Origin of the sequence: Chitinophaga sp. Hz27, assembly GCF_042263525.1 — a bacterium.
GTDB lineage: Bacteria > Bacteroidota > Bacteroidia > Chitinophagales > Chitinophagaceae > Chitinophaga.
This window is the reverse complement of the sequence record NZ_JBHKFJ010000008.1, coordinates 181,469-207,404: the sequence shown is the minus strand read 5'-3', so window position 1 is coordinate 207,404 and position 25,936 is coordinate 181,469. Positions and strand designations below refer to the sequence as shown.

22 protein-coding genes are annotated in these 25,936 nt (G+C 43.5%); 9 read left to right on the top strand and 13 right to left on the bottom strand.

Annotation, left to right across the window (positions count from 1 at the left end; all coding sequences use genetic code 11):
- The first annotated feature begins 44 nt into the window (after positions 1 to 44).
- Positions 45 to 1,424 (top strand): murein hydrolase activator EnvC family protein, encoded by a 1,380-nt coding sequence (locus ACE38W_RS20030; protein ID WP_375833759.1) that lies wholly within the window; start codon positions 45 to 47, stop codon positions 1,422 to 1,424.
- On the opposite strand, the gene bshA is transcribed toward ACE38W_RS20030, so the two are convergent.
- A complete protein-coding gene (gene bshA / locus ACE38W_RS20025) occupies positions 1,421 to 2,566 on the bottom strand; it encodes an N-acetyl-alpha-D-glucosaminyl L-malate synthase BshA (RefSeq protein WP_375833757.1) in 1,146 nt (381 codons plus the stop codon). The genes ACE38W_RS20030 and bshA overlap by 4 nt on opposite strands.
- Positions 2,567 to 2,763: 197 nt before the next feature.
- On the opposite strand from bshA, the gene ACE38W_RS20020 reads away from it, so the two are divergent.
- Both ACE38W_RS20020 and ACE38W_RS20015 read left to right on the top strand, forming a co-directional pair.
- A complete protein-coding gene (locus ACE38W_RS20020; protein WP_375833754.1) occupies positions 2,764 to 4,137 on the top strand; it encodes a M20/M25/M40 family metallo-hydrolase in 1,374 nt (457 codons plus the stop codon).
- A 31-nt stretch (positions 4,138 to 4,168) separates the two neighbouring features.
- A complete protein-coding gene (locus ACE38W_RS20015) occupies positions 4,169 to 4,564 on the top strand; it encodes a hypothetical protein (protein ID WP_375833751.1) in 396 nt (131 codons plus the stop codon).
- A 49-nt stretch (positions 4,565 to 4,613) separates the two neighbouring features.
- Here the strand turns inward: ACE38W_RS20015 and ACE38W_RS20010 are convergent, their stop codons facing one another.
- The 5 genes from ACE38W_RS20010 to ACE38W_RS19990 all read right to left on the bottom strand — a co-directional run bounded on the left by ACE38W_RS20010 (position 4,614) and on the right by ACE38W_RS19990 (position 9,905).
- On the bottom strand, positions 4,614 to 5,321 hold the full coding sequence (locus ACE38W_RS20010) for an SAM-dependent methyltransferase (RefSeq protein WP_375833748.1): 708 nt from the start codon (positions 5,319 to 5,321) through the stop codon (positions 4,614 to 4,616).
- Positions 5,321 to 6,085, bottom strand: a complete 765-nt coding sequence (locus ACE38W_RS20005) for an EI24 domain-containing protein (RefSeq protein WP_375833746.1) — start codon at positions 6,083 to 6,085, stop codon at positions 5,321 to 5,323. The genes ACE38W_RS20010 and ACE38W_RS20005 overlap by 1 nt, the downstream gene beginning before the upstream one ends.
- A gap of 141 nt (positions 6,086 to 6,226) precedes the next feature.
- A complete protein-coding gene (locus tag ACE38W_RS20000) occupies positions 6,227 to 7,240 on the bottom strand; it encodes a PorP/SprF family type IX secretion system membrane protein (RefSeq protein ID WP_375833744.1) in 1,014 nt (337 codons plus the stop codon).
- Positions 7,241 to 7,407: 167 nt separating this feature from the next.
- Positions 7,408 to 8,061, bottom strand: coding sequence for a uracil phosphoribosyltransferase (gene upp, locus ACE38W_RS19995; RefSeq protein ID WP_375833742.1), 654 nt, complete (start codon positions 8,059 to 8,061; stop codon positions 7,408 to 7,410).
- Positions 8,062 to 8,105: 44 nt separating this feature from the next.
- Positions 8,106 to 9,905: a von Willebrand factor type A domain-containing protein gene (locus ACE38W_RS19990; protein ID WP_375833740.1), complete on the bottom strand. Its 1,800-nt coding sequence runs from the start codon at positions 9,903 to 9,905 to the stop codon at positions 8,106 to 8,108.
- Positions 9,906 to 10,012: 107 nt separating this feature from the next.
- On the opposite strand from ACE38W_RS19990, the gene ACE38W_RS19985 reads away from it, so the two are divergent.
- On the top strand, positions 10,013 to 11,107 hold the full coding sequence (locus ACE38W_RS19985; protein WP_375833737.1) for an anhydro-N-acetylmuramic acid kinase: 1,095 nt from the start codon (positions 10,013 to 10,015) through the stop codon (positions 11,105 to 11,107).
- Between the two features lie 75 nt (positions 11,108 to 11,182).
- Here the strand turns inward: ACE38W_RS19985 and ACE38W_RS19980 are convergent, their stop codons facing one another.
- Both ACE38W_RS19980 and ade read right to left on the bottom strand, forming a co-directional pair.
- On the bottom strand, positions 11,183 to 11,542 hold the full coding sequence (locus ACE38W_RS19980) for an EthD family reductase (RefSeq protein WP_375833734.1): 360 nt from the start codon (positions 11,540 to 11,542) through the stop codon (positions 11,183 to 11,185).
- 173 nt (positions 11,543 to 11,715) lie between these two features.
- On the bottom strand, positions 11,716 to 13,353 hold the full coding sequence (ade, locus tag ACE38W_RS19975) for an adenine deaminase (protein WP_375833731.1): 1,638 nt from the start codon (positions 13,351 to 13,353) through the stop codon (positions 11,716 to 11,718).
- A gap of 98 nt (positions 13,354 to 13,451) precedes the next feature.
- On the opposite strand from ade, the gene ACE38W_RS19970 reads away from it, so the two are divergent.
- Positions 13,452 to 14,237 (top strand): hypothetical protein, encoded by a 786-nt coding sequence (locus tag ACE38W_RS19970; RefSeq protein ID WP_375833728.1) that lies wholly within the window; start codon positions 13,452 to 13,454, stop codon positions 14,235 to 14,237.
- Positions 14,238 to 14,291: 54 nt separating this feature from the next.
- Here the strand turns inward: ACE38W_RS19970 and ACE38W_RS19965 are convergent, their stop codons facing one another.
- A complete protein-coding gene (locus ACE38W_RS19965) occupies positions 14,292 to 15,296 on the bottom strand; it encodes a helix-turn-helix transcriptional regulator (protein ID WP_375833725.1) in 1,005 nt (334 codons plus the stop codon).
- Between the two features lie 139 nt (positions 15,297 to 15,435).
- On the opposite strand from ACE38W_RS19965, the gene ACE38W_RS19960 reads away from it, so the two are divergent.
- Positions 15,436 to 15,789, top strand: a complete 354-nt coding sequence (locus ACE38W_RS19960; protein WP_375833722.1) for a hypothetical protein — start codon at positions 15,436 to 15,438, stop codon at positions 15,787 to 15,789.
- Between the two features lie 316 nt (positions 15,790 to 16,105).
- A complete protein-coding gene (locus ACE38W_RS19955) occupies positions 16,106 to 16,741 on the top strand; it encodes a peroxiredoxin (RefSeq protein ID WP_375833720.1) in 636 nt (211 codons plus the stop codon).
- Positions 16,742 to 16,993: 252 nt separating this feature from the next.
- Here ACE38W_RS19955 and ACE38W_RS19950 read toward each other — a convergent pair whose 3' ends face one another.
- The 3 genes from ACE38W_RS19950 to rlmN all read right to left on the bottom strand — a co-directional run bounded on the left by ACE38W_RS19950 (position 16,994) and on the right by rlmN (position 20,490).
- Positions 16,994 to 17,716 carry an RluA family pseudouridine synthase gene (locus ACE38W_RS19950; RefSeq protein ID WP_375833717.1) on the bottom strand — a complete coding sequence of 241 codons (723 nt, stop codon included), beginning with the start codon at positions 17,714 to 17,716 and terminating at the stop codon, positions 16,994 to 16,996.
- Between the two features lie 16 nt (positions 17,717 to 17,732).
- Positions 17,733 to 19,379 carry a pseudouridine synthase gene (locus tag ACE38W_RS19945; RefSeq protein WP_375833715.1) on the bottom strand — a complete coding sequence of 549 codons (1,647 nt, stop codon included), beginning with the start codon at positions 19,377 to 19,379 and terminating at the stop codon, positions 17,733 to 17,735.
- Positions 19,380 to 19,446: 67 nt separating this feature from the next.
- Positions 19,447 to 20,490 carry a 23S rRNA (adenine(2503)-C(2))-methyltransferase RlmN gene (gene rlmN / locus ACE38W_RS19940; RefSeq protein ID WP_375833713.1) on the bottom strand — a complete coding sequence of 348 codons (1,044 nt, stop codon included), beginning with the start codon at positions 20,488 to 20,490 and terminating at the stop codon, positions 19,447 to 19,449.
- 269 nt (positions 20,491 to 20,759) lie between these two features.
- On the opposite strand from rlmN, the gene ACE38W_RS19935 reads away from it, so the two are divergent.
- Entirely contained in the window at positions 20,760 to 21,959 is a 1,200-nt protein-coding gene (locus ACE38W_RS19935) for an acetyl-CoA C-acyltransferase (protein ID WP_375833711.1), read from the top strand.
- Between the two features lie 155 nt (positions 21,960 to 22,114).
- Here the strand turns inward: ACE38W_RS19935 and ACE38W_RS19930 are convergent, their stop codons facing one another.
- Positions 22,115 to 22,696: an RNA polymerase sigma factor gene (locus ACE38W_RS19930; RefSeq protein WP_375833708.1), complete on the bottom strand. Its 582-nt coding sequence runs from the start codon at positions 22,694 to 22,696 to the stop codon at positions 22,115 to 22,117.
- A gap of 329 nt (positions 22,697 to 23,025) precedes the next feature.
- Here ACE38W_RS19930 and uvrA point away from each other — a divergent pair, with 329 nt between their 5' ends.
- Positions 23,026 to 25,842, top strand: coding sequence for an excinuclease ABC subunit UvrA (uvrA, locus tag ACE38W_RS19925; RefSeq protein WP_375833706.1), 2,817 nt, complete (start codon positions 23,026 to 23,028; stop codon positions 25,840 to 25,842).
- Positions 25,843 to 25,936: the final 94 nt, after the last annotated feature.

Sequence of the window (25,936 nt, the reverse complement as noted above, 5' to 3'; positions counted from 1 at the left end):
GGGTATGAACGCAAGCCCTACTTACTAACCTAATGCATTTTTGTTTGAGAAAGTTGATCCCTTTCATTTTGGCGTTATGCCTGTTACCCGCTATGCTCAATGCTCAGCGTAGTAAACAGTCGCGCGCAGCCCTGGAAAAGCGAAAGGAGCAATTGTTAAAAGAAATTGCCGAAGCTACCCGTACACTCCAGGTCACGAAAAAGTCGACAAAACAAAACCTGTCCCTGCAGAAAGAACTGCAGGACAAAATCGTGTCCCGCAATGCTCAAATTAGTACTATCAACACAGAACTGGCACAGCTAGACGGTGAAATCAATAATACCAACAACAATGTACAAGGACTCGAAAAGGAGGTAGACTCCCTCAAAGCCCGATACGCCCAGCTGATAGTTTATACCTATAAATCCAGGACAAGCTTCGATGTACTAAACTTTCTCTTTAGCGCCAACAGCTTTAATGATGCCATCAGAAGGTATGAATATCTACGCGAATACCGTGAAAGTAAACGCAGACAGGCCGAAAGCCTGCTCTCCACAAAAGATCTGCTTGGCAAAAAACTAACAGAATTACAACAGCAACGAGCAGAAAGAGCTGGCGCCCTTCATGTAGAACAACAACAGAAAATAGCATTGGTGGCTGACCAGAAAGAAACGGAACAAACGATACGCCAACTGCAGCAAAAAGAACAAGACCTACAACAAAGCATCACCAAAAGCAAGGCAGAAGCAAAGCAGGTAGATAACGCGATCCAGGATGCAATCCGCCGCGAGATAGAAGCTGCCCGCCGTAAAGCGGCTGCTGAAGCAGCAGAAAGAAAACGTATAGCCGCCGCTAAACGTAAAAAACAAAGAGAAGAAGCCGCACGTAAAGCATTAGCTGCCCGCAAGGCCGCCGCTAAGAAAGGTGTGAAACCTCCTCCTGCTCCTAAAGTAAAAGAAGAACCAGAAGAAGACGACGATGAACCAGCAACGGCCTCCAAAGATGTACTGGAAGCCACGCCTGAAGCATTGTCACTTTCCAGGAATTTCGAAGCTAATCGCGGCCGTCTGCCATGGCCTGTTGCCAATGGCAAAGTAGTTGGACACTTCGGCGTTAATAAAGTAGGAAAGGTAGAACAGGAACATAGCGGTATCATTATCGCTACTACAAAAGGATCGCCTGTAAAAGCTATTTTCGGTGGAGAAGTGATTATGGTATTTATGATCCAGGGAGCCGGTTATATGGTAACCTTAAGACACGGAAAATACTTTACCAATTATGTACACCTGCTGGACGTTAGTGTGAAGAAAGGAATGACAGTTGCCGGTGGTCATGTATTAGGCGCTGCTGCTCCCGCAACCGGAAGCAGCAACGGCCAGATAGAATTACAGATATACAAGGAGTTTATTAAACAGAATCCTGAGCGATGGCTCAGAGGCCGTTAGAGCAATTGCTCCTGGCGCTGATTCAGTAATACCTGCTCATATAAAGCCTCATACTGAGGAATGATATTGTCGATATGGAAACGCTGTGCTTGCTCCCATGCGCCTTTACGTACACGTGCGAGCAGCGCTTCATCTTCCAGTAAATGAATTGCATGTTTTGCCATGGTATCGGTATCTCCCACATCTCCCATATAACCGGTAACACCAGGAATATTGATTTCTGGTAAACCACCTGCATTAGATGAAATCACCGGCACTTCTGAAGCCATTGCTTCCAGTGCAGCCAAACCAAAGCTCTCATATTCTGAAGGCAGAATAAACAGATCGCTGATAGACATCACATCTTCCAATTGCTCCTGTTTACCTACAAAACGAATATCATCACATAAACCTAACTCTCTGCACATGCACTCAATCGTAGGACGATCAGGGCCATCACCTACCAGCAGCAACTTCGCTGGCATAGCATCTCTCACCTGTTTAAAGATCTTGATAACGTCCGGTACGCGTTTCACTTTGCGGAAGTTAGAAACGTGCAGCAGTATTTTCTCACCATTAGGTGCAATAGCCTTACGGAAATGAGGAAGCTCGCGGCGACTGAAACGCTGGGTATCCACAAAGTTGTAGATCACAGAGATATCTTTCTCGATCTGGAAAGACTTGAACGTCTCATCACGGAGATTTTCAGATACCGCAGTGATAGCGTCGGACTCATTGATAGAGAAAGTTACCACAGGAGCATAGGTCTTGTCTTTACCTACCAGGGTAATGTCAGTACCATGCAGTGTAGTAATAAATGGAACCACGCGACCTTGCTTAGCCACGATCTGTTTCGCCATATAGGCGGTAGATGCGTGTGGGATCGCATAGTGAACATGCAGCAAATCCAGCTTCTGGTTGATAATTACATCCACCATGGTGCTGCTCAGCGCTGATTCATAAGGAGGAAAATCAAAAAGCGGGTAGGTTGGAACCTGAACTTCGTGATAATATATGTTTGCGTGAAACGCGTTAAGCCTTACCGGCTGTTGATATGTGATGAAGTGGACCATATGGCCTTTGTCTGCCAATGCTTTACCTAGCTCTGTTGCCAGTACGCCACTACCACCGTATGTAGGATAACATACTATTCCAATACGCATGATTTAATATTTATAGCGAAAAAGAAAAGCCTATAGTATAAAAAACAGTAATATGTGCCCTTATCATCTGCTTTTTTACTGTGCACCAACAAAGGTACAGCTGAATTTTTAATTCGGTTAACCACACAAACCATTTTATTGTTATTTGTAGGTAAGAGCACAATTAATTAGTTTTATCGTCAAACAGACCGACTTGTATGAGAAGATACCTTTTGCCAATTTTATTGTCCTGCACAGCGCCGGCAATGACGATGGCGCAACAACAAGATTCAGCCACGATAAAACATATTGCTAACGAGGTACTTACACATAGTACTGCCTATGAAAACCTCCGTGTACTCACCAAACAGGTAGGTGGCCGCCTGGCGGGATCTCCTGGAATGGTAAAGGCCGAGCAATGGGGTGTAGCTGCGCTTCGTGCTGCTGGAGCTGATACTGTTTATATGCAACCATGCATGGTTCCTCACTGGGTACGTGGCGCTCGTGAAGAGGCGCGTATCATCTCCAAATTCAGAGATGTTGCACCACCACTGAATGTACTGGCACTGGGTAACTCCGTTGGCAGTGGCGAAAACGGTGTTACAGCGCCTGTCCTGGAAGTGAGCTCCTTCGACGACCTGGAAGCTAAAAAAGACCAGATAAAAGGCAAGATAGTTTTCTATAATTATGCTTTTAATCCGACTTTCATTAAAACATTCTATTCCTACGGGGATGCCGTAAAATATCGTGGACAAGGCGCTAGCCGCGCGGCTAAATACGGCGCAGTGGCGATAATCCTTCGCTCTATGTCGCATGGCGCTAATAATGAACCACATACTGGTGCTATGTCTTATGACACTGCCTATCCAAAAATCCCGGCAGTGGCGATAGGTTTACAAGATGCTGATCGCTTAAGCTCCCGCCTCAAAGATGATCCTACCGCACAGGTGTTTCTTCGTACAAACTGCCAAATGCTACAGGATACCATTGGTCATAACGTAATCGGGGAGCTGAAAGGAACGAAGTATCCTGATCAGTACCTGACAGTAGGCGGCCACCTGGACTCCTGGGATGTTGCCGAAGGCGCACACGACGATGGCACCGGCTGTGTTCAATCTATCGAAGTACTGCGTACCTTTAAAGCACTGGGCCTTCGCCCTGAACATACGCTAAGAGTGGTGCTGTTTGCAAATGAAGAAAACGGTACCCGTGGCGGTAAGAAATATGCACAGCTGGCAAAAGAACGTAATGAAAAGCACATCTTCGCATTGGAAAGTGACGCTGGTGGCTTTACACCAAGAGGTTTCAGTATGACCATGGACGCTGAGAAAAAAGCAAAAATCGCTAGCTGGCGCCCACTGTTCGAACCTTATGGCATATACGATTTTGATGAAGAAGGTGGTGGAGTAGACGTAGGTCAGTTACATGCCGCATTAGGTACGCCAATGGCCGAACTTTCACCAGACTCTCAGCGTTATTTCGATATTCATCATGCTCCAAATGACGTGTTTGAAAATGTGAATAAAAGAGAATTGGAACTAGGCGCCTTCGGCATGGCAGCCCTGTTGTACATGGTGGATAGAAACTTTTGATTGCTAACGTAAATCTATAAACCTACCCCACATGGGCCGATTTGTATTCATCGTCGTAACAGTGATACTACTGATTCTCGGCGGCATCTTTTTTTATAAATTCTATTTCGTATTTGGAAAGGGTGTAAAAGCAGGAGAGCTGAATTATTTTGTACAGAAAGGATATATCTTCAAAACCTACGAAGGAAAGATCATCCAGTCAGGGTACAAAGGCCAGACCTCAGGATCAATTCAGTCCAATGAATTCCAGTTTTCTGTGACCGATGAAAATATTGCTAGTAAGCTGATGACAGCAAGCGGTAAAGTGGTAGAGCTACATTACAAAGAATACCTTGGAGCAATTCCATGGCGCGGGTTCAGCCCATTTGTAGTGGATAGTATCATTTCTATTTCAGATCCGAATCAAGGTCGCAACCCGATTCCTTAAATAAGTAAAAGGCCTCCCTTCACTATGTAGAGGGAGGCCTTTTTCCTAATTAGTTATCAGCATCCAGCAGGAAGATTGCCGGCTTCTTATGTAGTTCCGGTAAGGCTTTGCGCCATTCCTTCACAGTTTTTGTTTTAATGAATTCCTCTGGCCCTGTAATATCTGCCGCAACACAAACCCGCGTATAGTCTTTACAATTATCCAGGATATCTTTCAGCAGTTGATTATTGCGATAAGGCGTTTCGATAAACAACTGTGTTTGTTTTTTCTTTTGAGATTGTAATTCCAGGTCTTTAATAGCCTTTACCCGCTCATGAGGTTTTATAGGAAGATATCCTACGAACTGAAAATTCTGACCATTCATACCGGAAGCCATCAGGGCCAGCAGCATAGAATTGGGGCCAACCATCGGCACCACCGGTGCATCAATGCTGTGTGCAGCCTGTACGATGAGATGCCCAGGATCTGCTACCGCAGGGCAACCAGCTTCGCTAATCACACCAATATCAGTTCCCTCCTTTAAATACTTTTTCGCTAGTTCTGTGTCTGGTAGCTGATTTTCATGCATCGGCAGTAACTGCAATGCATCTATGTTAATCTGCTTGTCCAGTGCCTTCAGATACCGGCGGGCAGTCCTTTCATTTTCTACATAAAAAACCTTTAACTGCTGCACCAACGGCGTAACATACGCCGGAATACTATAGAGGGCATCGGCACTCAGCACAGTAGGAATCAGATACACTTTGCCGACAGACATTATCTTAGTTTTTTGTTTTGTAAATCAATAGTAGCTGCAATTACAGCGTAAGAAGGCGCCAGCACCCAGCCAAGAACTGGTATCATCATAAATAAACAAAATACCAGGCCATTACCCAATGCCATCCCTCTATGCTGACGTATAAACGTAATACTTTGCGACATGTTCAGTCGATGACGTTCACAACTGTAATCCATCATCGAAAAACCATAAAAGTAACATTCAATAAAGAACCCGATCATCGGCGTAATCCAGCCTACAATAGGAATGAAGGATACAACAAGTAATATCAGGATGGCGCCAGTTTGGTATACCATATTACGGCACGACATCTTAATACCTCTCAACATATCTGAAAACAACTGTTTCCAGCTGAATGGAAATTCACGATGCTCCAGTATAGCTTCTGTTTTTTCAGATAGCCAGGAAAATATCGGGGAACCCAATATGAGAAATAAGTATTTGAATATAGAGAGATACCAGAATAGAAATATTATCGTAACCGCCCACTCAATAAGGATGTACAGAAAACTTATCCAACTGCTTTCCAGGTCAGCGATCCATTCTCGGATATGAAAAAATACGGTCAGATATTCGACAAAATCTCGCGAATAATTAAACACGAAGTAAACCCCCGTCAGGAACAAAATAGCATAGACAACGCCAGGAATGATAATCCACTTCCACAAATTGTGCTGCTTAATGAATTGGTGCGCTTTTCCGTAGGACTGGATAGCTGACAGCACTTCTCTGAATGAAAACAAAGTATGAACAGTTTTATCGTAAACAGATTGGTTTTTTTCTCTAAAGTTAAAGATCACGAAACTACCAAAAAAGCGCCATAATAATAAACCCGGTCTTACGGACCGGGTTTATTATTTATAATGTATCGATAAAAACTTTTCTTAGAACCTAGGACACAGTGTTTTATACTTGTTCATCTGGTTCTTCGTGTGGATGTATATCAGCGAAAGCTCAAGTCCACCGCGATAATTCGATGCTGGTTTCAGTGAAGAAACGTTGGTGTCGTAAGTCAGGCCTACCTGGAAGCCTTTGATTTCAACGCCAACATAAGGGATCACTGCATCCTTCCAACGATACCAGCTACCTACATAAAACACAGTGGGGTTGTCGTCCATGTCATCCAGCGTAAAACCATAAGCGCCACCAAAGGTGATCTCAGTAGCAGTGCTTTGTTTCATATACAGGATGCTACCGTGTATCCTGTCTTTCCCATTTACCGGAGCAGATCCGCCACCATGCACTGTCCAGCGGTAGCTCAACCTGTTCTGGGTCATGTTCATGAAGGATTCTGTAGGTTGGGTAATATGATAATAAGATACACCTGCATAGATGTTGGTAGATTCTCCAATGAGCCCATTGTAGAGGATACCCACATTCGGATCGAAATAAGTGATCTTAGGATTGATCAATGTTTCACCACTAGGAATAGACGGATTATAACCATTGTTATCTATCTGGTTCTCAAAACGTAGCTTGTCATTATCCACACGTTTCTGTACCAGTGTACCTTGCAAACCAATGGCAAGGGTATGGTTACCTTCCGGGTCAAGTCCTTTATGATATGCTGTACTGGCAGATAAATAAGAGGAGGTGAGTGCACCACCGCCTGTGCGGTCATACATCGCCATCAGCCCTACGCCCCAGATGTCAGTATAGGAAATTACGTTTTTCAGGATGCCAAAATCAATCGCAGCAGTACCGGTCACAAACGGAGTAGAGATACTTCTCCATTGGGAGCGATAGTTACCGGACAGACGATAATCGCCTGAAAATAAACCAGTAAACGCTGGGTTAAGCGTGAGTGGCGACGCAAAAAACTGTGAAAAATGCGGATCTTGGGCCCGCAAGGAATTTAAACTGAAGAATATGGTCAGGAATAGTAAAGCTCTTTTCATAAGGTTTAAGCTTATGCATAGGGTTTATGCGTTGTGGTGAAGGTACACCATTTATGTCATATCTCAAATTAAATAAATGTATAAAAAGTCTTATACAGATAAAAAAAACGGATATACGCAGCAGTGATATTCACAACTGCGTATATCCGTTAAACGTTAAAACGTGACTATTGTTGTATTTTATTTCCGAATGCCAGATCACCAGCATCGCCCAGGCCCGGCACGATGTAGCCCTTTGCAGTCAGCTCATCATCGATATCTCCAGCCCAGATAGTAATGTTGGACTTAGTATTTCTTAATACATATTCAATGCCTACGGTGCAGGCGATAGCTACAACCAGGTGAATATGTGAAGGTTTACCAATTTCTTCCAGGTGTTCGATTGTTTTCACTAGGGAAGCACCGGTAGCCAGCATCGGATCGGATACGATCAGTACCTGACCTTCGATGGAAGGACTGCTCACATATTCCAGGTTAATATCAAAAGAACCATCATGATTATGTTTGCGGTATGCAGAAATAAAAGCGTGGTCAGCTTTATCAAAGTAATGCAGCAAACCCTGATGGAGAGCAAGTCCTGCACGCAGGATAGTTGCTAATACCGGCTGTTCTTTCAGCACGCGGCATTTTGCAATACCCAGCGGAGTAGTAATATCTTTCTCCACATATTCCAGTGTTTTGCTGATTTCATACGCTGCAACTTCACCTACGCGCTCCATATTACGTCTGAAACGCATACGATCATGTTGAACATCTACGTTTCTGATTTCACTGAGCCATTCACCTACCAGCGAATTAGTTTCACTTAAATTAATTACCATTTGTTTGCCTTTGAGGCGGCAAATTACCGAAAATTGTTGATTGCTCATTTATTCAGCAACCGCGCTTTTTTGACAAGCTGGAGAAACTCACTCCTGTAGCCCTCAGGATCGTCTCCCTTGGCGCGGGAAGCCCAGTTCAACACATCGTCATAAGTGGCATTTCCTTTAAAAGAGGAACCTCTGAGCAGCTGACCGAATGAGGCTACCGCGGCTGCCATCCTGAAATCCGCATCCATCTTATCTATGGAGAAAGCTCTCGCTCCAAGTGATACTTGCAAAAGTTTACTCTTCTCAGCCGTTGGATTTTTATAACGGACCTTAACAGTCAGCAACTCATTGCTGCTACTGTTTACAGACTGCTGATACTTCAATGGATCTATCCAATTCACCGACTTATCATCACTACCCACCGGGATCACCTCATACAGCGCAGTTACAGTATGTCCCGCACCCATGTCACCGGCATCTTTCTTATCATTATTAAAATCTTCCGCATCCAATAGTCTATTTTCATAGCCTACCAGCCTGTAAGATTGCACTGTGGCCGGATTGAACTCGACCTGTAATTTCACATCTTTGGCAATAGTGAACAATGTACCGCCAAATTCAGTTTCGAAAGTTCTCCTGGCTTCTTCATAATTATCGATATAAGCATAGTTACCATTGCCTTTGTCTGCCAGGGTTTCCATGTTCACATCTTTGATGTTACCCATCCCGAAACCTAGTACAGACAAGGAAATACCTCTTTCTCTTTCTTTTTCGATGATACGTTGCAATTCTCCGCTACTGCTTGGGCCGACGTTGAAATCGCCGTCCGTAGCCAGTATCACGCGGTTATTCCCTTTTGGAAGAAAATTTTTAGCTGCTATTGTATATGCTAACTGGATACCGTCGCCACCTGCTGTGGAGCCACCAGCCTGCAATTTTTCCAATGCAGCCAATATTTTTTCTTTCTGTGCACCACTTGTTGCAGGCAATACCTCTCCCGCAGCTCCTGCATATACCACAATGGATACTTTATCTTCCGGCCTTAATTGTTTGACTAAAATTTCCATTGCTCTCTTTACAAGCGGTAATTTATTGTCTGCTTCCATAGACCCGGAAACATCTAGCAGGAAGACCAGGTTGCTGGGTGGTAAGTTCTTGGTTTCTACAGTTTTACCCTGAATACCAATGCGTACTAATTGATGTTTTGTATTCCAGGGACATACTGCCATATCCGCTACAATGGCCACCGGTGCATCTCCTTTAGGTTGTGGATAATGATAATCAAAATAATTAATCATTTCTTCTACTCTTATGGCATCTGAAGGAGGAATCTCACCATTATTCAAAAAACGTCTGATATTACTGTAGGAAGCCCTGTCTACATCTGCACTGAAAGTACTTAACGGCTCTCGCTGCGCATTATGGAATGTATTTTCATTGATCACACCATAGGCCTCCGTCGATTCATAATTGCTTCCTGAGATACTTGCTATAGATCCTGTTGTCGTCATTCTTTTGGTACTTGCAAATCCTACTACCACTACATCCTGCAAAGTTCTTGTATCGGGTTCAAGCAATATATCTGTAACAGAACCTACTTTCAACGTCAGCTCTTTCTTCTGATATCCGATAAACGTGAACTGCACCACAACACTGGCTGCGTTGACCTTCAGCTTCCAATGACCTTTACTGTCAGTTTGTACACCCGTGACTGTATTTTTGATCATAACGGTAACACCTCCCAGCAGATCTCCCGATTTACTGTCTTTTACTGTACCGGAGATTTGTCCGGATTGGGCCATCAGTGCGGTTGTGGCAATCATCATAAAGATGAACAGGGCGAGTAATGTTTTCATGTCAGGTCGTTTTTATAGGTATAGGATGTCAGAAGTTATCCGAATTCCATAAATCCTTAAAAAATTTCTTTCGGTAGATAATTTACCTTTGCTGAAATTTTTTTCAGATGGTATATAATGTGATAGGCACCATGTCGGGCAGCTCACTGGACGGACTGGATATTGTGTTTGCGGAGCTGACAGAGATACGTGGGCAATGGACATACAGCATCAAGGCCTCGGAGAGTTTGCCTTATGAGCAGGAATGGGTCGCAAAGCTGGCGAATGCAACAGAATTATCGGCACGTGATTACCTGCTGCTGCACAGCGAATATGGTCATTACACCGGCCATCGTATCAATAAATTCATTGAGACTTATCAACTGGACCATAAAGTGCATTTTATTGCCTCTCACGGTCATACTACTTTTCATATCCCTGCTGGAAAAATGACGGCGCAGTTGGGCGATGGCGCTGCTATTGCAGCGGTTACCAAGCTGCCAGTTATCAGCGATCTGCGTGCAATGGATGTGGCATTAGGTGGCCAGGGCGCGCCAATTGTTCCAATCGGCGAAAAATATCTTTTCCCTGGTTATCAGTATTATCTGAACCTCGGTGGTATTGCTAATATCTCCGCAATACTACCTGATGGCTTTATTGCTTTTGACGTTTGTCCTGCAAACCGTGTTCTGAACGGACTTGTAGCAGCATTGAACCGTGAATACGATGCTGGCGGCGAATTAGCAGCCGGTGGTGTTACTGATCATGATCTGTTGGACAAACTGAATGGATTGTCGTACTATAATGAGCCATGGCCTAAATCCCTGGCAAACGACTTTGGCACTGCCACCATTCTCCCAATGTTTGACGCTTTGCGTATTTCTGTGCAGGGCAAGCTGAATACATATGTTGAGCATATCGCGATCCAGATAGCCAATGCGGTAGCGGGCCTCAAAGAAAAGATGGAAAACCCTGCTGCGCCGGCAAAAATGCTGATTACTGGCGGCGGTACGATGAATACTTACCTGATAAGCCGTATCCGTCAGCACCTGGAACCATTGGATATTGAAGTAGCGATACCTGATGAACTGACGATAAGTTATAAAGAAGCACTGATCATGGCGTTGATTGGTACGCTGCGTTGGAGACAGGAAGAAAATGTTTTGTCTTCCGTTACAGGCGCCGAAAGAGACAGTATTGGCGGAGCGCTTTGGGTACAGTAATAGATAGGAGTTCCTAAACAGATATTCATACACTAAATATATTACCATCAGCAGATTTTTGCTGATGGTATTTTTTTATACCATTGTACTCTGCATATAAAAACCAGTAACGCGGCTTATCTGTATTTTAACATTGATATCCGTGAAATTAGGGCAATCAGCTACGAGCACTTCGAGGTTTGGCATGAATGATTGATAAAGATCCTCGATAGAATTAAAAAACAGATTCGCAATAACTACAAACGGAGCTGGCACTTTATTGTCACCTGGTTTACTGTCAGGGCTTACATCTCCGGTGATACCTTCTTCCACCATAAAACCCTTCAGATAGTTGCCCAGCTTACTTTTCACTAGTTCCATATGTGTATGCAGATAGTAATGCATATTGAAAGAAGTATCCGGTAAATTGGGATACATGACGGTTAATTTCACCATAATAAGTAGATTTTGATAGATTGCTTTTCAGCAAAGAAGTAACATCCTGGTGAATTATTAGTTCACCTGTTTTTTTATAGATTTTTGGGAGATGAAGACCGTTATGTTATAAATAAAAAAACCTGCGTCCCTAATGAATAAGAACGCAGGTTTTAGTAGAAGTTAATAGATGCTTAGTTTAGATCCTGATCAACGAATGTAAAGGTATCACCATCGAACAGTCCTTTATCACTGAGTTTCAGGTGAGGTATTACCAGCAACGCCATGAATGATAAAGTCATATATGGAGAGGCGAGAGTAGAACCAATTCCTTTTGCCGCACGGTCCATCGCACTGTATTTGGCAGAAATCGTATATCCATCAAGGTTAGACATTAAACCGGCTACAGGTAAGGCCAATACATCCATGCCTGACTTGCTCACCACACTGATCCCTCCTTTGGCAGCAATAACAGCATTAATAGCGGTACACAAACTTTGATCATCTGCCCCAACAGCAATAATATTATGGCTGTCGTGTGCTACAGAAGAGGCAATTGCGCCTTCTTTCAGTCCAAAACCTTTAATGAAGGCCATTGCAATAGGCGCGTTGGTGTATCTGTTTACCACTGCAAGTTTCAGCACATCTTGTCTGGTGTCGCTCTGTATATTGCCGTTCACCGGATGCAAGACGGCACTGAGTTTTTCAGTGATTAGCTCTCCTTCAATAGCACCAATAACAGGAACAGTGACACTTTCGCGTGTGCTTGGTATAAAGAAATCAACTACATTTTTAGGCTCACAATCGAAGTTATTTATAGGCGCTATGTCTACAGATTTAATAAGCGTACGGCCATTTTCAGCTACTTTAATACCATTGATCCAGGTGCCAAGTATGTTGAAGTCTTTCAGATTATCGACGAGAATGAAATCTGCGGCATCATCTTCACGAAGTAACCCATTATCCAGCTGGTAATGTAACACAGGATTTACACAGGCAGCACGCAATACTTTGAAAAGCTCGTTACCCTTAGCCAGGGCGCGTTTCACGAGTAAGTTGATATGCCCTTCTTCCAAGTTATCTGGATGTTTATCATCACTGCAGAACATAATTTTCTCGTAATAATCAGGAAGCAAAGGAATTAGCGCTTCAAAGTTTTTAGCGGCGCTACCTTCTCTGATAAGAATATGCATGCCATAGGAGAGCTTTTCGCGGGCTTCTTCTATGGTGAAACATTCGTGGTCTGTGCTGATGCCAGCCTGAATGTAATGACGAGCATCTTCTCCACGAAGGCCTGGCGCATGGCCATCTACGGGCTTATTCATAGATTTTGCAGCCGCTATTTTGGCCATTACCTCAGGATCTTTATGCAAGACCCCAGGGAAATTCATCATTTCCGTGAGGTATTTAATATCGTTACGGAGAAGTAAACTGGCAACAGCAGCAGCATCAATGGTGGCGCCGGCTGTTTCGAATGCGGTGGCCGGAACACAGGAAGGAGCGCCGAAATTGAATTTAAAGGGGACTTGTTTCCCATTTTCGAGCATATATTCCACACCAGGAACACCTACTACATTGGCAATTTCATGAGGGTCATTAATGGTAGCTACCGTACCGTGAACCACTGCCAGCCTGGCAAATTCCGATGGGACCAGCATTGAACTTTCCACATGCACGTGTGCATCGATAAATCCAGGCATGATAAAACCTTCACAATCATCTGTGGTACGGGTAATCTGTCGGATGCGGCCGTCAGCTATATATATCTTGGCCGGATATATTTCCTGTTGCAGTACATCCACCAAATTTGCGGTAATTTCAAAGCTATTCATACCGTAAATCTAAGTAATAGCATGGAGTTTGACAGAAAGGAACAAGAAGAATTTGGCGGAAGCCTTTTTTGGTTATCTTTAATTGATAAATTGCTTGTATGAAACTATGTAAATATTTAAGTATTGTAGCATTGCTGTTAGTAGCATTGACTAATACTGTTTTCGGACAAACACTCACAGACATCCTGAATAAGCACTATACTGCACTCGGTGGAGTGGCTAAAATCTCCGGTATTAAAACACAGTACATGGAAGGCACTACCAGTGCAGAAGGCCAGAACATCGAGTTCAAAAGATGGGGACTTAATGACAAGGCAATGCGTCTGCAGTTTGAAGTAATGGGCACCACCAATATTCAGGTGGTTACCGATAAAAGCGGATGGGCATTGATGCCGGTAATGGGCCAGACTTCTCCACAGGATATGGACGCTGCTACCCAAAATGCAATGAAGCCTATGCTGGATCTTTCAGGCAGTGAATTATATAATTATACTGCTAAAGGAAAGCAGCTTAGTCTGATAGGAAAGGACAGCGTTAATGCTAAGCCAGCTTACAAAATTAAAGTGGTAACCAAAGAAGGGAATGTTGGGTATGTCTATATCGACACTGAATCTTACTACATTGTGAGAGCAGAAAATACCTTGAAAATGGGAGGTCAGGAGCAAAAAATGATTTCTGATTTTTCAGACTTCAAAAAGAATCCAGATGGTTATGTGTATCCTGCAAAGAGTACGCAGGGAGCACAAGGTGGAATGATTACCATGACAATTGACAAGATGGAAGTGAACAAGCCTATCGATGAAAGCTTGTTTGCAAAACCAGCTGCAACTGCTAATGATGCTGTGCCACCGCCGCCAGTAGCACCAAAAAGCGCAAAGAACTAATTGAAGAATATTCGAGAAAACGGCCCGTTTCTACTTAGTAGAGACGGGCTTTTTTTATTTGTAATTGGCCAGCATATTCCTGGCCTCTTCTTTCATCTTATCTGTAAGTGATGCCGGTTTCAGGACTTTCACATTGCTGCCATAAGAGAGCAGCGTCATAATAAGTTCGTGATTTATTACCACGTTTAGTGCGATCTGACATTCTTTCTCGCCATCTTTTATCACCTTTTGAGAGGAGTGGATAGGCTGAGATTTGATGTATTTCGCTTGTCGTGGTGTGAAGGCGAGGAGCACCTGCTCTGGTTCCCCGTCATGGACGGTGATACCGATGGCATGTTGGAAATAGCTGGCGTCATCGAAGTTTTTCTCATCGAAATGTTTCATGGTGGGCCATAGCTTTACGATGCGATCGAGGGCGAAGGTACGGAGGTCGCCGCCAGAAGTTTGCTGACTTTTACCGATCAGGTAGAAGCGGTGCTGGTATTCGCGGAGGTGATAAGGCTCCACCCAGTATTCTTTAGGTTCGTCTCTATCAAAGCTTTGGTAGGCGATACGAATGACTTCCAGGTTTTTGATGGCATCCACGATTTCCGGAATATGTTCGGCGCCTTTGTATTGAGAAGTACGGGCAAATTTGATAAGTCCTTGGTGTTGAAGGGCTTCCCTGTTGATTTTCAGGCTGGCTGCTATCTTGAGAATAGCGTCTTCAAATTGCTGTACTACTGGGAGGCTTCGGAACTGTTCGAGGATACCGATGGCAATTTCCAGACCCTGAAGATCTGCTTCTTCAATAGGGAGCTGGCCGATGGAGTAGTTATCATCAGCATAGCGATAGGTGCCGGTGGCGCGGTCATATATAATGGGCGCCATATAGTTCAGCTCCGGATTTTGCCGCATGTCCTGGATATCTTTCTGGATGGTTCGGGTAGATACTTCAGCTCCCATTTTATCAGAAACATAGGCGATAAGCGCTTCCAGGGTGGGTTTAGGTAATCGTTTATTGCGTAATCGTTCGTCGAGCCAGCGATAACGCGATAGTGCATCTTTATTTTTTGGCACAAACAAAAAATTTAAGTTCTAAAAATACACAATTCCGCCATAGGAGCGGAGATTAAAAAAATATTTAAAGCAGATTTCACTACGCATATTCCATGCGTAATGGCCGGGTAAATTTGTATTGTAATTAAAACCTACGGTGATGAATACAGCACAAACTACTAACAGGAGCCGGCAGCCAATACAGATCGGAACTATCCTGCAGCGGGTGAACTGGCTGGAGATGGACGAGGCTGCAGAAGAAAAGGGAAAAGTTATCACAATGCCTGTCCGAACGATGGAACCAGATGTACCTGTACTTCCACCAGCCGCCAGGAAAAATATAAACCGGAAAATCCGCCAGTGTGTAAAAAACCTGGAACGAAATTATGATTTATACCTCGGATATCTCGAATTAGAGCTGGAAGATGAAGCTGCCCGTCAGGAGGCAGACCTGACTGATGACATGAAATTCAGTCTTGCCTATTATGCCTGGCAGCTGCATCACACAGCCTGATTTTCACATATACATTACTTGACCAGAAATAGTAGAAATTATTGAACGCTGGCCATTTTCTTCCATGGCAGACTTTTTAACACCCCCAACTGCTGGTTGGATCGTCTGCAGGAACGTTTGTTAACCCCGTAATGGCCTGCCTGTACATTGTTTATCCAGATGAATTAACCCTAATCTATCCTTTTTTAGGACCATTGTTTGTTAACCCCAATTTTTCCTTTAATCATAATTTAATGGGAAAAAAAGAAAAAAGTTACTTTAAAGTCTATAACTTTTGTAGGAAAATACTATTTTTGGTCAAGTAAATCGTAAAACTATGAGTTTAAGACTGGGCGACATTGCTCCCAACTTTACAGCAAAAACGACATTAGGAGAAATAAATTTTTACGATTACCTTGGTGATTCCTGGGGAGTATTATTCTCGCATCCTGCAGATTTTACACCTGTGTGTACTACCGAGTTAGGTAAAACAGCGCTGCTCAGCAATGAGTTTGCTAAACGCAATGTAAAAGTGCTGGCCCTCAGCGTTGACCCGCTGGACAAACATCAAAGCTGGATTGGTGATATTAACGAAACTCAACATTGCGACGTTAACTTCCCTATCATTGCTGATGAAGACAAAACAGTGGCCAACCTGTATGGCATGATTCATCCTAATGCCTCAGAAACCTTTACTGTTAGGTCCCTTTTCATCATCGGACCTGATAAAAAAGTAAAGCTCATGATCACTTACCCGGCTTCTACCGGCAGAAACTTCTTCGAAGTACTGCGTGTGATCGACTCCCTCCAGCTGACTGCTCAGTATAGCGTTGCTACACCTGCAGACTGGAAAGATGGTGAAGATGTTATCGTTACGGCAGCAGTGCCTACCGCAGACATCCCTGAACGTTTTCCGAAAGGCCACAAAATTATTAAGCCTTACCTGAGAACAACACCTCAACCTAACAAATAATTATACCGGAACATTCGCTCCACCACCAGGCGAATCGTTTTTTCCGATAAAGATTTTTTAATGGTTGGTTTTTGATTTTTACGAAACGGGGATTTTTCCCCGTTTTTTTATTTTATATAGGTTTATTGTTTCTTTTAGGTCTAACGCATCTCCTTAAAATGGGCAAGTAGGCCAAGCGCAATCATCTATCACAAATAAAAAAAGAGACCGTATCAAGCGATCTCTTTTAAAAAAATATCCTAATAAGAAATATTATCCTTTATGTTTCCTCAACTGGTTCAACACCGCCGCCATATCTTTTGGCAAAGGTGCCTCCACCGTATGTTCCACACCCTGCTGATCTTTAAATACCAACATAGCAGCATGTAACGCCAGTCTGCTCAATAACGGTCTTTCTTCCTCGGTATGCTTGCCCAGCTTGAATTTCTTCTTGATAGTACTCAGCTTTACTGGTTCACCATTGCCATATAATTCATCTACAGCAATAGGATGACCCAGGTGCTTCATATGTACCCTGATCTGATGCGTACGACCTGTATGGATCTGCATCCTGACCAGACTAAACAATCCAAATTCTTCCTGCACTTCATAATCCGTTAACGAGGCTTTCCCTTTTCTATTGGTAACCATCTTTCCCTTTTGAACAGGATGTTCCATGATACCTTCATTCACACTGCCTTTCTTTGGAACGATCTGGCCGTTAACTATACCGAGATAGAACTTCTGGACATCCCTGCTTTCAAAAAGTTGGGAATAGTATTTATGTGCAGTTTCATTTCTGGCGAAAAGGATAATACCACTGGTATCACGGTCAAGCCTGTGAACAGTGAAAATATTACCATAAGCCTTTTTCATCACGGCATTCAGTGACGTAAGCTCATTATCATGGCGATCAGGTAATGTTAGCATTCCTGATGGCTTATTGACAATGATAAAGTCTGGTGTTTCTAATATAATATGCTCTTCTATATGCATTACGAACAGGCAATTATTACTTAAAATGTTTCAGGAGGATTACTTCTTTTTCACTGAGGAAGCGCCACTGGCCACGGTTCAGTGTTTTCTTAGTAAGTCCTGCATACATTACACGGTCCAGTTTTTCCACACTATATTCGAGGTGTTCGAAAATACGACGAACGATACGGTTTTTACCGCTGTGGATTTCAATACCTACCTGCTTTTTATCTTTTGGATCTAAATACCCTAGTGCGTCTACATGGGCCACACCATCTTCGAGGGTAACGCCAGCAGAGATTTTTTCAGCATCTGTTTTTGTAAGCGGTTTATCCAGTTCTACCTGGTAGATCTTCTTGATATTATGTTTTGGATGCGCCAGTTTTTGGGCCAGTTCACCGTCGTTGGTGAGCAGCAGCAAACCAGATGTGTTGCGGTCGAGGCGACCTACCGGGTAAACGCGTTCGTTTTCCACAGCGTCTTCGATCAGCTCCATTACGGTTTTGCGTCCTTCTGGATCATCGGTGGTGGTGATGTATCCTTTTGGTTTATTCAGGAGGATGTACACCAGATTTTTCTGCAGGCTCAGTTTTTTCTCAGCCAGGGTAATGGTGTCTTTTGCAGTTACTTTGGTGGCAGGTTCTGTAACAGTCATGCCGTTAACGGTAACTTTTCCTTCGCGGATATAATCTACAGCCTTTCTGCGTGAGCAGAGGCCAGAGTGTGCAATATATTTGTTCAGGGGCATTTCACCAGGACCAAAGCCACTACCGGATTTTACTTCCTTCGCTTCTTTTCTGATCTGCTTTAATTCTGCAGATTCTTCTCTTGGCTGGATTGGTTTCCTGCGACGTTCGTGCTTTTCAGTACGGCGGTCCTGTTTATCGGCAAAGCGATCGTTTGTACGATCAAAGAATTTTTTACGATTGAAACCACTTGGTGTTTCTTTCGCTGAGGATTTATCAGATTTGGATTTGAAATCGCCATGGAAGGAGCTTTCATCATCCTTTTTATAGTTATCGGATTTTTTACGACCACCTTTAAAAGCTGGCTTGTCGTCTGAATTTCTGTCGAAACGCTTGCCGAAAGCTGGTTTCTCGTCTCTATCTGTACGTTTACCAAAAGCTGGTTTCTCGTCTGATTTTCTGTCGAAACGTTTGCCGAAAGCTGGTTTCTCGTCTCTATCTGTACGTTTACCAAAAGCTGGTTTCTCGTCTGATTTTCTGTCGAAACGTTTGCCGAAAGCCGGTTTTTCGTCTCTATCTGTACGTTTACCAAAAGCTGGTTTATCGTCTGATTTTCTGTCGAAACGTTTGCCAAAGGCCGGTTTCTCATCTCTATCTGCACGTTTGCCAAAAGTTGGTTTATCGTCTCTGTCGTTACGTTTACCAAACCTTGGTTTATCTTCAGGTTTGCCGGCATTGAATTCGCGTTTACGGAAAGGTGCTTTGCCGTCATCGTTTTTCTCAAAACGTTTGCGTGCAGGTTTAGCATCTCCGTCGTTTGCATCAAAGCTACGTTTACGGAAAGAGGAAGTATTTTCGTCTTTTGCGGATGCTCTTCCAGGCCTTTCACCATCGAAGGAAGGGCGATTGCGGTTGCCTGCTGCCGGCTTGTCTGATTTACCGGATTTATTTTCTTTGAAAGGGGAAAAACCTTTACTAGCAGGTAATTTTTTCTTCATAAATTTTTATTGATTGAGGATCATCGGTAGATGATCAGGGTATTTTGCAAATATTGAAATCTCCAGATTAACCTTTGTTAGCGAGTTGACCACAAGCGGCGTCAATGTCTTTACCACGACTGCGTCTTAATCTGGCATTCACACGGTTTTTAGCGAGATATTCCATGAACTGTTCCGCTTTCAACGCGTCTGGCTTCTGGAATTTTGCATTATCGATCGGATTGTACTCGATGATATTTACGAGGTCGGCAGGAACCTGGCGGTATATTTTGATCAGTTCATCCGCATCTTCTTTACTATCGTTGAAGTTATCGAAGAGAATATATTCGAATGAAATTTCGTTGCCGGTAGCTTTATAGAAGTAATTCAGCGCGTCTATCAACTCTTTCAGGCTGTTGCTGTCGTTGATAGGCATGATTTCGCTACGTTTTTTATCAGTTGCTGCGTGCAAACTCAGAGCCAGGTTGAATCTTACTTTATCATCTCCCAACTGACGGATCATTTTTGCAACGCCCGCAGTAGAAACGGTAATACGTTTAGGAGACATGCCCATGCCTTCTGGAGAAGTGATTTTCTCGATGGCCTGCAATACGTTTTTATAGTTCAGCAGCGGTTCTCCCATCCCCATGAATACAATATTCGTGAGTTTTTTGCCATAAGCATCCATTGCTTGCTGGTTAATCAGGGCTACTTCGTCGTAGATCTCGTCATAATCGAGGTTACGTTTACGTGCCATATAACCGGTAGCGCAGAACTTACAGCTGAGGCTGCAACCCACTTGTGAAGAAACGCAAGCAGTTTGGCGGCTATCTGTAGGGATAAGTACGCCTTCTACAAGATGACTATCGTGCAGGCGGAAGCGGCTTTTAATGGTGCCATCATTACTTTGCTGCGTGGCGTCAACCGCTACGGCAGGTAAGGTGAAGTTCTCTTCCAGTTTACTCCTCAGGTCTTTGGAGATGTTGGTCATTGCTTCAAAGCTGCTGGCATGGCGAAGCCATAACCATTCGTACACTTGTTTTGCACGAAATGCTTTTTCCCCAATGGACCCGAAATATTCTTGTAATTGTGGCAGACTAAAATGCCGGATATTTTTTTTGTCAGACTTCATTATTGACCTTTAAATAAGCAATTGGCTGCCTTACGGCAGTCGGAAAGTAGCTGCAAAGGTACTGAAATTCATTGATAATTAGCGTTGTGGCCCCTAAGTGAGCTATATGTGTAGCATGCTGAAACCCAGTTAAATAGGAAAAATATACGGAAGAGTTAGCTTTTGAGAGATGATCAACCGGATGGATATATTATTGGCAGAGTTAATAGAAATGGTTTACTTGCGGAAAGAGCTTACTTTTTACTTACCAAAACAACTGTTTTATCAACATGCAATCTGCCTATATCATTGATGCGGTTCGAACCCCCATAGGTCGCCATGGTGGCGCATTAAGTAGTATCCGTCCGGATGATATGCTAGCGCATCTGATCAAGAAAATCCTGGAGAGAAATTCCACCGTAGATCCCGCTGTTATTGAAGACGTTATTGCCGGCGCAGCCAACCAGGCCGGTGAAGATAATCGTAATGTGGCCCGTATGGCTGCTTTACTGGGCGGACTACCGGTAACGGTAGCTGGTAACACTGTAAATCGTTTGTGTGCTTCTGGTTTACAGGCTATTATGGATGCTTCCAGGGCCATTATGTGCGGGGAAGGAGATGTTTACCTGGCAGGAGGCACAGAAAGTATGACCCGTGCACCTTTTGTACTGCCTAAAGCGGAATCTCCTTTTCAACGCTCAACAGAAATTTATGATACTACCTTAGGATGGCGTTTTACGAATAAGGTGCTGGCTGCACAGTATTATCCGTTTTCTATGGGAGAAACGGCGGAAAATGTAGCGCGACAGTGGAATATCAGTAGGGAAGACCAGGATATATTTGCGTTGGGAAGTCAGCGTAGATATGCTGCCGCGGCAAAAGCAGGGAAGTGGGTAGATGAAATTATCCCAATTGCAGCGCCAGTAGCTAAAGGAGAGCCAGCAATCGTAAGTAAGGACGAACATCCACGAGAAACTACACTAGAGAAATTGTTTTCCTTAAAGCCAGCTTTTGCCAAAGATGGAACTGTAACCGCAGGGAATTCTTCTGGTATAAACGATGGCGCAGCTTTGTTGTTGATAGTATCAGAGAAAGCATTAAAAACCTTTAATCTGAAACCTATGGCCAGAGTAGTTTCTATGGCGGTGGCAGGAGTGGATCCTTCCATCATGGGAATCGGACCGGTGCCGGCTACACGAAAAGCACTGCAGCGTGCTGGTTTGACTGTTAATGATGTAAGTCTTGCGGAATTGAATGAGGCTTTCGCTTCTCAAACACTGGCGTGTATGCGCGACCTTCAATTGAATGATGAGTTTGTGAATGTAAATGGTGGCTCTATTGCTATTGGGCATCCGCTTGGAGCCAGTGGCGCTCGTATTACCACCACGTTGTTACATGAAATGAAGCGTAGGCCTGATACTAAATATGGCTTGGCGACTATGTGTATAGGAGTGGGACAGGGTGCTGCTATTATTTATGAGCGATTATAGTCGAAATTTAAATAAAACTTATAAAAATGGCCTCGCTATGAGCGAGGCCATTTTTATAAAAAGGTAATTGAAAGCCTAGGTAAAATAAAAAACGAGCGGTCGGACATTACATCCGGCCGCCCGCTGATGGCAAGCAAAAAAGGGTCTATTAATAATTACAGACAGATTTGTTTCTCCGTCATCATTTTACGGAGATTTATCAGACCATACCGCATACGCCCCAACGCTGTATTGATACTCACCTGGGTAAGGTCTGCAATTTCTTTGAAGCTCAGTTCAGCATAATGACGCAGGATGATTACTTCCCTTTGTTCTTCAGGAAGAAGGTCCAGCATACGTCTTACGCGATCATGGCTTTGTCTGGTGATGATTTTTTCTTCGGCACAGCTATCACTGAATCCGAGAACATCGAAGATATCTTTGTCGTCGCCGGTTTTGATCATCGGCGTACGTTTGATTTTGCGGAAGTGATCTACACAGAGATTATGGGCGATACGCATGGCCCATGGCAGGAATTTACCTTTTTCAGTGTAACGTTCGGCGCGGATGGTGTCGATGATTTTTATAAAGGTATCCTGGAAGATATCTTCTGCAAGAAAAGCATCTTTTACCAGTAACAGAATAGAAGTATACACCTTGTCTTTATGACGGTGCACTAATTCTTCTAATGCCGATGTGTGGCCTTTCTTAAAAAGGGTAATCAACTGCTCATCGCACAATTTGTACATTATTTGCATAAACTTCTACAACTAGACGGGTTAGTAAATGAGTGTACAGACTTTACAGCCTCTTCTTGGTTGTTTATTTTTTTTAGAGTAGAGTTTATGCGATAGAGTGCAGTTTTATAGTTTAGGAATTTTCAGAGAGGTACCAGAATATATCAATACCTACGCAAATATAATAGAATAGTTCAATAAAACAAATAATATAATTTTCTTCTTTTCGCCCGTTAATATTAGGTTACAGCAGATTCCAAACCAATAGATTGCCCATTGGATTTGCTAAAGGAAATGAATAAAAATGCTAATTACTTTAGTAACATCTTTTACCTTAAATTTGTTGCAGAATGGGTACAAAAGTTAAAAAACAGGGAACCGCTGTTAATCCTCAGGAAGTTAGCCCTCAGGACAGCATTTTCATAAAAGGCGCCAGGGTACACAATCTAAAGAATGTGAGTGTCTCGATCCCCCGCAGCAAATTGGTAGTAGTTACCGGTGTTTCAGGCTCCGGTAAATCTTCACTGACAATGGACACACTATATGCGGAGGGGCAACGCCGTTATGCCGAGAGCCTAAGCGCTTATGCCAGGCAGTTTCTCATGCGCATGAACAAGCCGGATGTGGATTACATCAAAGGTATATGCCCGGCCATAGCTATCGAACAAAAGGTAATAACCCGAACGCCACGTTCTACCGTCGGGTCCATGACCGAAATATATGATTATCTCCGCCTCCTCTTTGGACGTGTGGGCAGAACTTATTCTCCCATATCCGGAAAAGAGGTGAAGAAAAATGAAGTCAGCGACGTGGTCGACTTCATCATTAAATTACCGGCCGGTGCTAAAGTCTTACTGCTGGCTCCTTTCCGCCGTCATGCCAAGCGTGATGCCAAAGAGGAACTAAATATCCTCATGCAGAAAGGTTTTTCTCGTTTATACGAGCCAGGTAAAGATGGAAAAGGCCTCCTGCGCATCGAAGAGTTACTCGAACTTAAAAAAGTAACTGTACCTAAAGATGCCTGGGTCCTTATTGATAGGTTAGTTGTCAAAGACTTTGATGAAGATGATAAACATCGAATAGCCGATTCAGTACAAACATGCTTTTACGAAAGTGAAGGTGAATGTTATGTAGAAGTAGATAGTAAAGAGATGAAACATTTCTCCAATCGCTTCGAACTGGATGGCATGCAATTCGAAGAACCGGTTCCTAATCTCTTCTCTTTCAATAATCCATATGGTGCTTGTCCTACCTGTGAAGGGTTTGGGCAGGTATTAGGTGTAGATGCCGATCTGGTAATCCCAGACAAACGCCTGAGTGTATACGAAGGTGCTATCGCACCGTGGAGAGGCGAGAAGATGGGCGAATACAAGGAAGCCCTTATTAAGGCAGCCCGTAAATTCAACTTCCCTGTACATAAACCTATCGTTGATCTTACTGATGAACAATATGATCTCCTCTGGACAGGGAATGAATTCTTCTACGGATTAAATGAGTTCTTCAAGATGGTGGAACAGAACCTGTACAAAGTGCAATACCGTGTATTGCAATCGAGATACAGGGGCCGTACTACCTGCCCAACCTGCGGTGGTGGCCGTCTTCGTAAGGAAGCACTGTACATCAAAATTGGTGGTAAAAATATCGCCGAACTGGTGGATATGCCTGTTTCCGACCTCTATGCGTGGTTTACCAGTCTTGAGTTGAGTGAGTTCGATCAGCAGATTGCAAAACGTATACTCATTGAAGTAGATCACCGATTGAAAACATTGCTGGATGTAGGGTTAGGATACCTTACGCTTAATCGTGTGGCTAATACATTATCTGGTGGTGAAAGTCAGCGTATACAATTGACCCGCTCTCTCGGAAGTAACCTCACCAATTCCATGTATATCCTGGATGAACCTAGCATTGGATTACATGCGCGTGATACAGCAAGGCTGATTGGTGTGTTAAAAGAATTGCGTGATCTGGGTAATACCGTTGTAGTCGTGGAGCATGATGAACTGATGATGGAAGAAGCCGACTATATCATTGATATGGGGCCATTGGCAAGTCATCTGGGTGGAGAAGTAATTTTTGCAGGCACTTATCCTGAGATCCTGGAAGACAGTAAAAGTCTTACGGGTAAATATCTCAATGGTAATTACACCATTGATCCACCAGCGAAATTGCGTAAATGGAAGAAAGCCATTACAATAGAAGGTGCAAAACAACATAACCTGAAGAGTGTAACCGTAGATTTTCCATTAAATGTATTCACGGTAGTAAGTGGTGTTTCCGGTTCCGGTAAAACCACACTGGTAAAGCAAATCCTTTACCCTGCCCTGATGAAACTGAAAGGAGAATTTGCTGATAAAGTAGGTAGCCATCGTGCATTATCAGGAGCAGTGGATGATATTACCCAGATAGAAATGATAGATCAGAATCCTATCGGAAAATCTTCTCGCTCAAATCCGGTAACTTACATTAAAGCGTATGATGAAATCCGTGACCTGTATTCAAAGCAGCCACTGAGTAAAATGCGTGGCTTCCAGCCGAAGCATTTCTCTTTCAACGTTGATGGTGGCCGTTGTGATGCTTGTAAAGGAGAAGGGGAAGTAATTGTAGAAATGCAGTTTCTGGCAGATGTACACCTTACTTGTGAAAGCTGTAACGGAAAGCGTTTCAAAGATGAAGTACTGGAAGTGACCTATAAAGGCAAGAATATTTACGAAGTGCTGGAGATGGGTGTGGATGAGGCCTTGGAGTTCTTCAAAGATGAGAAAGATGTAGTGAATAAAATCCGTCCTTTGAGCGATGTCGGACTAGGTTATGTGAAACTGGGACAGAGTAGCGATACACTGTCTGGTGGTGAGGCACAGCGTGTGAAACTGGCATCTTTCCTGGGTAAAGGAAAAGCGCAGGGACATATTCTGTTTATCTTCGATGAGCCTACCACAGGTTTGCATTTCCATGATATCAAGAAATTGCTGGCATCATTTAATGCACTCATTGATCAAGGGCATACAGTGCTGGTAATTGAACACAACCTGGATGTGATCAAGAGTGCCGATTGGGTAATTGACCTTGGCCCTGAAGGTGGTGTTGGTGGCGGAAATCTCTTGTATGCAGGTGTTCCTGAAGGATTGAAAAAAGTAAAAGGAAGTTATACAGGTCAATATCTGTAAATCATCTCACAACAATAATAGTAAATAACAAAGGCTACACCTCACCGGGAGTGGCCTTTGTTATTGTAAACAAAAAATGACCATCAGCGATGGC